Origin of the sequence: Fodinibius sediminis (assembly GCF_900182555.1) — a bacterium.
Taxonomy (GTDB): domain Bacteria; phylum Bacteroidota; class Rhodothermia; order Balneolales; family Balneolaceae; genus Fodinibius; species Fodinibius sediminis.
On sequence record NZ_FXTH01000005.1, the window covers coordinates 113,192 to 124,942 of the forward strand.

At 50.0% G+C, this 11,751-nt stretch carries 7 protein-coding genes and 1 pseudogene; 5 read left to right on the forward strand and 3 right to left on the reverse strand.

Going from position 1 to position 11,751, the window contains the following annotated elements; genetic code table 11:
- Positions 1-85: 85 nt before the first annotated feature.
- Together FN808_RS07000 and FN808_RS07005 are read right to left on the reverse strand one after the other, a co-directional pair.
- Positions 86-1,306: a PepSY-associated TM helix domain-containing protein gene (locus FN808_RS07000; RefSeq protein ID WP_142713849.1), complete on the reverse strand. Its 1,221-nt coding sequence runs from the start codon at positions 1,304-1,306 to the stop codon at positions 86-88.
- A gap of 36 nt (positions 1,307-1,342) precedes the next feature.
- Positions 1,343-1,750, reverse strand: a complete 408-nt coding sequence (locus FN808_RS07005; RefSeq protein ID WP_142713850.1) for a carboxypeptidase-like regulatory domain-containing protein — start codon at positions 1,748-1,750, stop codon at positions 1,343-1,345.
- A 228-nt stretch (positions 1,751-1,978) separates the two neighbouring features.
- Here FN808_RS07005 and FN808_RS19510 point away from each other — a divergent pair.
- Positions 1,979-2,153 (forward strand): annotated as a pseudogene (locus FN808_RS19510) (IS1595 family transposase); the annotation flags it as partial.
- Positions 2,154-2,764: 611 nt separating this feature from the next.
- Here the strand turns inward: FN808_RS19510 and FN808_RS07015 are convergent.
- Entirely contained in the window at positions 2,765-6,196 is a 3,432-nt protein-coding gene (locus tag FN808_RS07015) for a PVC-type heme-binding CxxCH protein (RefSeq protein ID WP_142713852.1), read from the reverse strand.
- A gap of 232 nt (positions 6,197-6,428) precedes the next feature.
- Between FN808_RS07015 and FN808_RS07020 the strand changes: the two genes are divergently transcribed.
- The 4 genes from FN808_RS07020 (at position 6,429) to FN808_RS07035 (ending at position 10,810) form a co-directional block, all read left to right on the forward strand.
- Positions 6,429-7,019 carry a helix-turn-helix domain-containing protein gene (locus FN808_RS07020; RefSeq protein WP_142713853.1) on the forward strand — a complete coding sequence of 197 codons (591 nt, stop codon included), beginning with the start codon at positions 6,429-6,431 and terminating at the stop codon, positions 7,017-7,019.
- 151 nt (positions 7,020-7,170) lie between these two features.
- A complete protein-coding gene (locus FN808_RS07025) occupies positions 7,171-7,395 on the forward strand; it encodes a heavy-metal-associated domain-containing protein (RefSeq protein ID WP_185958289.1) in 225 nt (74 codons plus the stop codon).
- 71 nt (positions 7,396-7,466) lie between these two features.
- The gene (locus FN808_RS07030; protein WP_142713855.1) at positions 7,467-9,980 is read left to right on the forward strand and encodes a heavy metal translocating P-type ATPase; all 2,514 of its coding nucleotides are present in this window, start codon (positions 7,467-7,469) and stop codon (positions 9,978-9,980) included.
- Between the two features lie 590 nt (positions 9,981-10,570).
- Positions 10,571-10,810 carry a hypothetical protein gene (locus FN808_RS07035; RefSeq protein WP_142713856.1) on the forward strand — a complete coding sequence of 80 codons (240 nt, stop codon included), beginning with the start codon at positions 10,571-10,573 and terminating at the stop codon, positions 10,808-10,810.
- Positions 10,811-11,751 lie beyond the last annotated feature (941 nt).

Genomic DNA, 11,751 nt, shown 5'->3' on the forward strand with positions numbered 1-11,751 from the left:
AGGGCATGAACGGGCAAAAGGCCGCCTCATTCAGGGAGGATGAGCAGCGGCTGCATTGATGAGGCTGTCGACAGTCTGTTTATAATTATGCCGGTACCCCTTCTTCTGGTGTGGCGGGCTGTTTTCTTCGTTCTCCAACCCGTCTTTCACGGCTCCTGGACCGTTTCCGGCGATCCCACCAGATAATGAATCCGGTAACAGGCAAACTGCCGCATACAAGGCTGGCAAAAAAAGCGATGATCTTTCCCGGGAGTCCGCCTATGGCACCTACATGGATATCATAATTCATGGCCACAAGTTTTTCGCCGCTGTCTTTTTCTTGATAGCTGTTGGCAGCCAGCAGGCTGCCGGAATATTGGTCAAACTGAAGAGTGCTCCGGTTGTAATAGGTCTGACCGTCGGGACGTACGGTGGCCTGAATAGTTCCCTGCGAATCAGTCGGTGCTGTAAAAGTAATAGAATAGGCTTCGGGATATTCACGCCATGTTCTGGAATAGGCCTTATTCAAGGCGGATAAAGCTTTTCCGTCTTCAGGAACGGATGAAACAACTTTTTGGGAGGAGACAGGGGGGAGGTTATATGTTCCACTGCCAAGGAAATGGAGACTCTTTTGAACAAAAGGGAAATACCAGTAAAGTCCGGTGAAGGCGATGATGAGGCTGATTGCCAGGAAATAGAACCCCAGTACATTGTGCAGGTCATAGTTGATGCGCCGCCAGGTTGACCCCCATTTTATTTTAAAGCTCTTCTTCTTACCGATCCTGTTCCACCTCTTGGGCCACCACAGTATTATACCGCTGATGAGCAGTATGATAAATAGCACCGTACTCCAGACGATGATGGGTTGACCGACCGGGGTGGCCAGCAGCAAGCTCCAGTGGATGCCTTTGACAACCTGGAAGAAATCATTTTTCTCATTGATGATGCCTTCAACTTCGCCATTATAAGGATTGATATAGGCAGTCTTGTACACTTCCATCGACCCGAAGTAAGTCCAGGAATCCAGGCCGCCCTTGTAGAGCATGGCCGACCAGTTACGCCCCGGATCCTTGTGGGTGGTTATGCCGAAGGGCAGATGATCGACATTTAACGCATCCGCTGCGTTTTCCTGGAGCTGGTCGATTGGCAGTGTTTGCCGGCCTGCGGGAATCTCATCCGCGAAATAGATGTCTTCATGAAGCCAGGTCGAAATTTCCTCCTGGAAAACAAACAGGCAGCCCGTGATACTCAGTGTAAGTACTACCAGGCCGGTGATGAGACCGACCCAGCGATGCAGCAATAAAACAACGTCTTTGAATGAAGTCATGGGTAATTTGAATTTATAAGTAAAACAGCGGTGATATTACGGGCTTTTGAACAGTTCGACATCTGTTAGGCTGGCGGGACCATGAGTACCACTGGTCAAGGATGACGGGTCGTTGAACATGTCTGCTGTACAGGGAATTCCCGAATGGAACAGCAGCCGTCTCCACGGGCATGGATGTTCGCTGGTTGGGGCAGTCGATGCCGGAGACCACCCGGAGTAAACACCGGCTGGTATGTTTTTCAGGGTATAGTAGCCCAGGGCATCGCTGAGGCTTCCGCACCGGGTGTCTTCGGAGTGGAGGTTGATATCCGGTATCGGTTTCCAGTCGGTCTTTATCACCCGGCCCTGTATGGTACCCGTCTGTGCCAGGTCCTCTCCTCCCAACAGAAGTACAAAAGTGAGCGTAGATAGCGATTGGGTGACTGTTTGCTGACTGCTGTTCACTGGTATTATGAAGTTGGCACTGTTGGGATGTATGCTGGGTAAGGCAAACGGTTTATTTGACTTTTATTTAGACTGTTTTTAAATAAAGGGCTGTAAATATAATTTATATTGAGTCTAAATGGCAAGTTTTGACTCAAATATTCATGAAGGTCGTGGTTCCCCGTACCGAAAGGGATGGGGTCTTGACTGGAACAGTTATTTTATTTTTTAGTGACATCATGGTATGCAATGAATAATAAATACGTTAATCGTTCAAAAATATCAGAGGCAAAATTTCGGGAATTGGTCAGGCTTTTTGCCCTCGATTTGACAGCTACACAGATAGCCGGGCTTTCAGGCTTAAACCGTAATACGGTAAACCGCTATATAAAAGCCATCCGAAGACGTATCGCAGAGTATTGCAGGGTGGTGGCGCCGGTGTCGTTTTCATCGGAGGTCATGCCGGATATTCAGGAGTGCAAAGAAATTACTATTCTGGGCATCTGCGAAAAGGAAGGGGTGGTTTATACTTCCTTTTACAGCGATGAGAAGCAATTGCAAAAAGCCGAAGTACGGGACTGCCTGGATATGATAGTATATTTGGATAACGGTCAGCAGTATTGGATGACGGATCGAGCCACTATTCAGGAAGAGGATAGTTTAAAAGTCAACTGTATTGACGGCTTTCGCGGATTTCTGAAATCAAGGCTTGAGAAGTTTAAAGGAATTCATTCCCATACCTGTTATTTGCACATGAAGGAATCGGAGTTTCGCTATAATAATCCCAAGAATGAACTGTACCACCTGATATTAAAAATTATACGCAGTCATCCCCTCTTTTAGTCAAGTCCGCCTGCTTCTACCAGCCGGGAACTAGGACACATCAGGAGAATGAACATGATGATCAGGCAACGAGCAGGACGAGGCATGTCACATACTGCCGAGGGCAACTCCGCACAATCTTCATGACGAGCACGCATAAATAAACCTGCCCGGAGGCCCGGGCAGGCATAAAACATGCAGGATCAATGGTATTTATTCATTCCTCTTTTTTAATGTGGAGAGGAATTCGATCATGTCGCGAATTTGATCTTTTTCCAGGATGGTTCCCATGGGGGGCATACTGGATGGGGCCGTCCTCTGTTCTTTGATAGTGTTTTTTTCAATTTTACGGGTGGTGCCGTCCGCCGATTGCAGGGTCAGCATATCTTCGGTCTCTTCCTGAACAATACCGCTTAATTGTTCTCCGTCTTTCAGTGTGACGGTTACGGTTCCGAAACCCGGCGCGATGCGGGCCCCGGGATCCAGCAGTGCCTCCAACATCTGTTCACGATTCAGGGTTGAGCCTATGTCGGCCAAGTCAGGGCCAACTGTTCCACCGTTTCCGCCAACCGCATGGCAGCGCATACACTGGGCAGCCTCATGCCGGAAGAGCAGCTGACGTCCGTTTTCGGCATTACCGCCGTACAGCAGTTCCCGGTTGGATGCAACCACGTCGTCCGATGACGTTGATGCCTCGTATTTTTTGAGCTGACGGGCGAGTTCTTCTGAATTATTGCTTTTTGCTGCCATAATGAGATCAAGCTGCAGTTCCGGTGGATAATTCCCTTCGCTGAGTTTGGTGAGTTCCTGTGCAATGAGGTCGTTGGCCGGGGCAGAGTGCATCTCCCCCAGGGTTTCCAGCACTACCTGCTGTTCACTGGGTGCTCCCTCGCCCAGCACAGAGGAAAGAAGGTCTGTGATCTGCTGGTCAGTCAGATCCAGCGTCGGCGCCATGGCCAGTGCGGTCATGCGTACTTGTTCATCCTGGTCGCTCAAGGCCGTCTGAATGGCTTCCTCAATTTGACTGAAGTCCATCGTTTCCAATCCTTTGAGGGCGGCAACGCGCACCCGGGGTGAAGTATCATCCTGAAGGTGGGCAAAAAGGCGGTCAATAGCGTCGCGGTAGTTCAAATTACTGATTGCCTGGATAGCAGCAACCCTGATCGGGGCGCTCTGCGCATTCAGCAATGGGTCCACAATCATCGCAAGGGCATCTCGCGCATGTTCCGGGTTCAATTCGGGTTTACCGCGATAACGTCCGGTCACGCGATCGAGCTGTGGCGGGTTTGACCAGACGCCGAGGGTAGCCACCGCTTCTATTCTCATGGAGTCGGGAGCTTCCTGCCGAACCGCATAATTGGCCAGTCGTTCGGTTGCTTCTGCTCCACCCGTTCGAAGATTGGCATTGATGGCCCGCCGGATCAGCGCATCGTTGGAAAAGGAGGTTTCGTCCAGCAGCAGTGCCAGATCCGGCAGAGCTTCATTAATAGACCAGTCATCATTGATGGCCCGGGCTGCTTCAGTAACTATATATTCATCCTCATCATCCAGGAAGCGGGCAACGCCGGGGTGTTCCATTCTTCGAAGGGCTACGACCGCTGCAATGCGCAGCGCCCGGGAAGGGCTGTTTTCAAGGGCCGTAATGGCATCCGCATTGCCTATCTGGGCCAGAGCAAGCGTACCGGCATGGCGGAGGTATACATCCTCGTCGTTGTTGGCTTCCAGCATGGCAATAATCGGTTCTGTAGCCTGCTGATATCCTATTTCTCCAAGTGCCTGGGCAGCAAAAAAACGGGGACGGGCTTCTTCATCCTCCAGCAGTGTTACCAGCTGCCGGGCTGCCGGTGCGTACTGGACATCCCCCAGTACTTTGGCCGCTTGTGCCCGGACTTCGGGATCATCATCCCCGAGCAGTCCGATTAGTGCTTCGGCATGATCGGCATTTGTTCGCGCCAGCTGGCCAATGCCCCAGATGCCGTGCAGACGCGCCAGCTGTTCACCGGTCTCAATAGCTTCTTTCAGAACAGACGCACCCGCGTTGCCCCGTTCTGCCAGTTCAAACTGGGCTTTCATGCGGACACGCATGTCCTGGTGTCCCAGCAGCCCGGCAAGTTCCTTCCCGGAATGGGAAGAAAAATCCTCTGCTAAAATCTGCTTGGTTTCTTGTCGAATCTGGGCATCGGCTGTCTCCGGGGTGTCCAGTTTCCAGATTCGGCCCTTGTTTTTTGTTTTCCAGCCCTCAATCCAGTCGGCAAAATACAGAGCGCCATCCGGCCCGAAATCGAGGCCGGTAGCCAGGATGCCCTGTTCAACCACCTCGTCCGTCTTAAGGTCAAAGCCCGCTCCATTTTGTTCAAGAGTAAAGGCATGAATGCGGGAGCTGGCGGTGGAGCCTGTATACTCGGCTACAAAGAAATGGTCCTTCCATTGTTCACTCAGAGCTGTGCCGGGATTGTAGGCCATGCCGGCCGGTCCGTTGTGGTAGTTTGCAATGGGAGGGATGAAATAGGCAGCCTGTCCTTCATGGCGTGGTTTGTACATCTTTTCGTCCATCCACACCTTGTAATCGTTGTTGTTCGGGTCATCATATTTGCCAAACTGCCAGTTGTGCCGCCAGCCCGTGTCCGATCCTTTCACGAGATAGACGAGCCGCTCTGATTCGCCGGGATGATCACCGTCATTGTCAACACTCACCAGGTTGCCATACTTGTCAAACGAAAATTCAAAGGTGTTGCGCACGCCCATGGCAAAAATTTCAAAGTTGCTTCCATCCGGATCGCTGCGGGCGATGATTCCCCGGTTAGGGTATTTCCAGTGTTTGCCGTTTGGTCCCTTGCCATTGAACCCGATATCGCCAATGCCCCAGTAAATACGTCCATCGGGACCATAGGTGGCTCCCGACATGCCGTGGCCACTGAAACCGATATGTACGCCGTAACCATGACTGATGGTTTCCTTCTCATCGGCCATCCCGTCATCATTGGTATCCCTGAGGCGCCACATGTCTGGAGCTACCCCAACATAGACATTATCCTGAAACGAGAGGATAGCGCCGGCGACATCGGTAACCTCGGAATGAAAATCCTCAATGAACAATTGGGACTGATCAGCGACGCCATCGTCATTCAGGTCTTCAACCCGGTATACCTTTTCTTTTTGTACGGTCAGGTCCTTCCAGTCGTGGGAGCCGTCTTCATTACGGTCCGGGAGCCAGTCCTTGTTGTTTTCACTCCGTTCCGGCGACAGCTCACGATGCAAAAAGTCCCTGCGGTCCTCTACCGTGCTCCAGGTCATGGCCTCATCCATCCAGTTTCGGTGATCACGGATATCAAATTCGGAGCTCCAGCTTCGGGTGGTATTGGTTACAAACAGCCGCCCCTTGTTGTCAATGTCCAAGCCCACGGGATCAATAATCAGTTCCTCGGAGGCCCAGAGATTAAGCTCCACACCCTCGGCCAGCTCAACAGGCACTTCTTTTTCAATATTCGCTGCTATTTCTGCAGCTTTCTGAGGCTTAAGGGTGTTGATTTCTTTTTTTGGTGGCTCTTTGCCGCTGCAGCCTGCCAGGATAAGCAGAAACAGGGCCGGCAAAAGGCCGGTGTTAATTCGGGAGAGCAGTCGTTGGAACAGGTTAGAGTGATGCATTTCTGTTTTCAGCAAATTAGGTTTTGTGCTCGATTTCGGATACAATAAATAACAATTTATCAATCATAGCAATTAGATGTTTCCCTTTTTGCGTTCCTTCTAAAAACCGGTCATCATGGATGGCGGAGGGGAACTATCCCGGAGGCTCTGGATTAAATTCTTTGGCAAGTTACGGCAGAATGATATTTTATCCAGGGCTTGTATTATTATACTCAATCAGAATTACCGTGAGATGTCCCGTTCCGAAAAAGTAATCCTGAATATTAAGAATATGGTATGTCCGCGCTGCATCATGGTAGTGCGTGATACGCTGAGTGAAATGGGATTCATGATTGAAGAGATCAGCCTGGGTAAAGCGGTTGTAAGAGCAGACGATTCCGTATCCATGGAACAAGTGGATGAAAAACTTAAGGAATACGGCTTCGAGCTGATCCGGGGCAGGCACCAGCAGCTGGTGGAACAGATTAAAACGCTGTTGATACGCTACGTTAAGGATTTGGAGCATTCGGAGGAAACACCGAAACTTTCCGACTACCTGTCAGCCAACCTGCATCAGAACTATTCGTCACTGAGTTCCGCCTTTTCCGAAAGGGAGGAAACCACTATTGAAAAGTACCTCATCTTCCTAAAAATAGAGCGGGTCAAAGAGCTGCTCTCCTACGGTGAAATGACGCTGAGCGAAATAGCCTATCAGCTCAATTACAGCAGTGTAGCCTATCTCTCCAATCAGTTTAAGCAGACGACCGGCATGTCGGTTACGGACTATAAAAAAGCCAGTGACTCCTTCCGTAAATCGCTGGATGATGTCGATGAAACCGAATAGGGGCATCGAATTACCTCCCTCGTAAAAATTCTACAACAAAGAGATATAATTCTATAACGCAGGACCCATGGTCATCACGTAAGTTTCTATTCGAAAATCAGTTAACCCAGGAATTGAGAGTATGACCAATATGAACACAGGTAAAACGTCTTTGGATACAGCATATATACAAATAGGTGAAATGGGGTGCAGTGGCTGCGCCAATACCATTCAGGATGCCCTGAATAGCCTGAATGGGGTGGAAAAGGCAACCGTCGATCTTGAAAAAGAGTCGGCTGCGATTTCTTTTAATGCTGGTACCGTTTCGAAGAATGATTTCGAAAGAGTCATCAGCGAGGCCGGCTATGAATTCCGGGGATTTCGTTTAGCACCATAGCGGAGCATCGATTCGATGGAAGGGGTTTGATCTCCATAAATGTCCCATAACAAAACGACAGAACTGATGATATGACAACAGCCGAATTAAGGAAATTAACGCTGAGGGTTGAGGGCATGCACTGTGCCAGCTGCGTATCTGCGGTTGAGAAATCACTACAGCGACAGGAGGGCGTGGAGGAGGCTTCGGTCAACCTGGCAACGGAATCGGCGTCCATATCCTATGACGCCCGGAAGGTATCCGAAGAGGAACTCAGGGAAAGGATAGAAGCTGCCGGCTATTCCGTGAGCGATGAACAGCAGCTATCTCGCACCCTTAAGATAGAAGGGATGCACTGTGCCAGTTGCGTAAATTCGGTACAGCAGATGCTCGGGAAGATGGACGGTGTGCGGGAAGTCCGGGTGAACCTGGCAACCGAGACGGCAAGGGTGACCTACCGGGGAAAACTGACGCTGGAGGATTTTGAAAAAGCCGTGGAGGCGGCCGGATATAACCTGGTGCGGGAGGAATCGGAGTCCGGCACGTCAAAAGCAGAAGCAAAACAGCAGCGCGAGCAGGAAAAGCTGGATAAGGCCTGGTCTAAAATGTGGTGGGCATGGGCTTTGACCATCCCTATTATGCTGTGGATGATTCCTGAAATGATATGGGGGTATCCCTTGCTTGGCGAGATCGGCTTCGAGCTGGGCATGATTGGCCTTTCGGCTGTCGTTATTTTTGTCCCCGGCTGGGAGACCATCAAAAGTGCGTGGAAATCAGCGATCAATATGATGCCCAATATGGATGTGCTTATAGCCATGGGGGCCCTTGCTGCTTTATCCACGGGGGTGGTAGCCCTGCTCCATCAATTCGGGCTGGCACCGGCTTTCCACAGTTTTGCCGGTATTGCAGGTATGATTATGGCTTTCCATCTCACCGGTCGATATATCGAAACCAAGGCGAAGGGCCGGGCATCGGATGCTATTCAGAAACTGATGACACTCGAGGCAAGAGAGGCGACCGTGGAACGCGATGGAGAAGAATTGAAAATTCCCGTTCAGGATTTTCAGCCCGGTGACATTATGGTGGTACGACCAGGGGAAAAGATTCCAACTGATGGACAAGTTATCGACGGGAGCAGTAGTGTGGACGAGTCTATTGCCACAGGTGAATCCATGCCGGTGGCCAAGGAAAAGGGCGACGAGGTCATAGGTGCCACCCTGAACAAGCATGGCCTCTTGAAGGTCGAAGCCACTAAAGTAGGAAAGGATACCTTCCTGAGCCAGGTGATCAGGATGGTGGAAGAGGCTCAGGGGTCCAAGGTGCCCATCCAGGAGTTTGCCGATCGCATTACCGGCATTTTTGTCCCGGTTGTGCTGGGTATATCGGTTGCGACGCTGGCCCTGTGGCTGCTGTTTCCGGGGTTCTTTGGCGATATTGCGAGCTGGGCATCCGGTTTTATACCCTGGATTAACCCCGGTATGGGAGAGGTGGCCCTTGCATTTTATGCGGCTATTGCGGTACTGGTTATTGCCTGTCCCTGCGCATTGGGATTGGCCACGCCTACGGCACTCATGGTGGGTTCCGGCATGGGCGCTGAAAATGGGGTACTCATCCGAAGGGGAGAGGCAATACAGGTAATGAAAGATGTGGATACCATCATTTTGGATAAAACCGGTACTATCACGGAAGGACAGCCGGGGGTGACGGATGTCCTCACCCTGGGATCCGTGCCCGAGGAAAAGATGCTCTGCCTTTCGGCTTCCGCCGAGAAAGGATCCGAACACCCGCTGGGACGTGCCATCGTGGAGTATGTCGAAGGAAAAGGCATTGAGCTGAAGCCGGTTAACCGGTTTCAGGCCATAACGGGCAAAGGGATTCAGGCTACGGTGGATGAAACAGAGGTACTGGTTGGAACGAGAACATTACTCCGTGAATCGGGAGTTGAACTTGGCGCAGAAATAGAAAAACAGGTTGAGGAGCTGGAAAAACAGGCAAAAACAGCCATGTTGGTAACCGTTGATGGGCAGGTAGCCGGTATCATTGCTGTGGCCGATCCCATTAAAGAAGACAGCAAGCAAGCAATCGCAAAGTTCAGGCAGTTTGGCCTGACACCGGTTATGATTACGGGAGATAACGAGCGAACGGCCCGGGCGGTGGCCTCCGAAGTCGGCATTGAGGAAGTGATTGCCGGCGTATTGCCCGACCAGAAATCGGCCGAGGTGAAACAGCTGCAGCAGCAGGGAAAGATTATTGCCATGGTCGGCGACGGGATTAATGATGCCCCTGCACTGACCCAGGCGGACGTGGGCATTGCCATAGGCACGGGAACCGATGTTGCCATAGAATCGGGGGATATTGTACTGGTCAGGGGCGATCTGAGTGCCGTCGTAAAATCGGTAAAATTAAGCCGCGCCACATTTACAAAAATCAAGCAGAACTTGTTTTGGGCCTTTTTCTACAACATAGTGATGGTTCCACTGGCCGTATTGGGTATGCTGCACCCCTTGCTGGCCGAGGCTGCCATGGCCTTCAGTTCTGTAAACGTGATTGCCAACTCACGGCGCCTGAGTAAAAAGAATATTCAACCCGATTACCAAACAGAATAATCTTATTTTGGAAAATCCGTTATTTTAGTTTTGCTTGCGTCTCTATGGTGAAATTACCCCAAAAGATATATTAGCCCACCGTTCACCTCTTGTGCTGGTCCTGCTTTTAAGCAGTGTGATGCTTTCGACGGCACTGTCTGCGATCACACTGCTGTATGATATGAAAATGAATGCGGGCAGCAGGGATAGGCATGCTGCCGGAAATGCGGATCAGATGTCTTCCGCTCAAGAATCCTGTGCCTGCCAGGAGGTTTGTATTCAGGTCTTGTCTGAACAGCATGATGAAAAAGTGAGGTGCGTGCCGAGTGTTACAGCTACATTTCCCAGGACGTATGAAACAGCTCTATGTTGATATTACAGGCAAGTGGGTGGAAAAGGACAAAAGTTAGCTTCCATCTATTCTCCGCAGCTTCTCACAGTCCTTATTTTATTACGGTCTCTCATGATTGAGTAGTTTCTGGGGATTGAGGGGCAGCTGGATGTTACGGGAGATGCGGTGGCTTATGGCTATAGCGCTGCGGGGGGCTTTGGCAATGAAGGGAAGTTGTTTTTCTGGAAGTTAGCCACGCTGGTCCTCATCACGCTTTTGGATGCTGAATTTAAATACGGTCGATTATGACCACTTCGCACGCGATCGAGGGGTTGGCCAGGCTTACGCCCCCCATCTGCGGGACGACGACAGTATTGGGGATGTTCCGCTCAAAGAGCTCAGAAACGGAGATCAGCTAATCATCAAGCCCGGCGAGAAAATCCTACCGAGGAGAGGGGCATTGAAGGAAACACCTTCTGAGCACTTCATTGTCCGGGGTATTCGTGGAGGTAATGGATGAAATCTTCGAGGTTTCGGACTTTAATTCGGTAAAAAAGGTTACCGGCACGGTGAAGGGTAGACAGCTGGCCGTAAAAAGTCCGGATATTTGGAAGAACGCAATATTGGTATTCCTGACCGCGGATGATGGATGATTCAGCCGCAGAAGGTAAAACAACTGTTTTTTGGGCACGTGCAACCTATCGTAAGATGATTAAGAATTTCTGGTGGGCCAGTGGCTACAATATCATAGCAATTCCGCTGGTTGGCTGGGTCTGGAATTAATTAAAGTCCCGCGGTGGGAGCCGTGTTGATGTCCATGAGTACAGTGGCAGTGGCCGTGAATGGTTCGGATTTTGAGGAATGGACGTGACTAAAAAGAGAGAAGTACGACCGCTCTCGAAAAAAAATATTACTTTTGCAAATATTTTTCATAGTTGATGTAAATATTGGAGCCACACCCATGATCTGAAGGATATAACAGGAAATACTGTTCATTTTCTAACGGGCAGTTCTTGCTGCATGTCCCATGTGTGATCTCTCGATAACACATTTTTAGAGCATGCCGGTGATTTGGCTTTCGGAAAATTAAGCATAGGATGTTTGCTGTTCGGTGAGGCAGGCTATGGGAAATCCGTCCTGGAAGAATAAATAATGGGTCTGCGGGGGGATGCCTTTTACCCGCTGGAATCCGATTGTTTAAGGATTAGGACCTTTTAAGTGGCCTTTTTAACATGCTATCACTGAAATTGGTTAGTTTAGAATTGAAATAAATTTCCGGAAATATAAAAAACATGCATAAAACTATTCGTTGGTAGATGACAAGGATGGCAAAATTACTTATTATAAGAGATAAAATAATGCATTGAGAGGATGGATTAAGAGCTTTGAAAGCTTAAAATTGACACGACGGTATGCGGCCTTTCTCTTATTTGCCTAAATAACAATTCCTGCAAAGCCTTA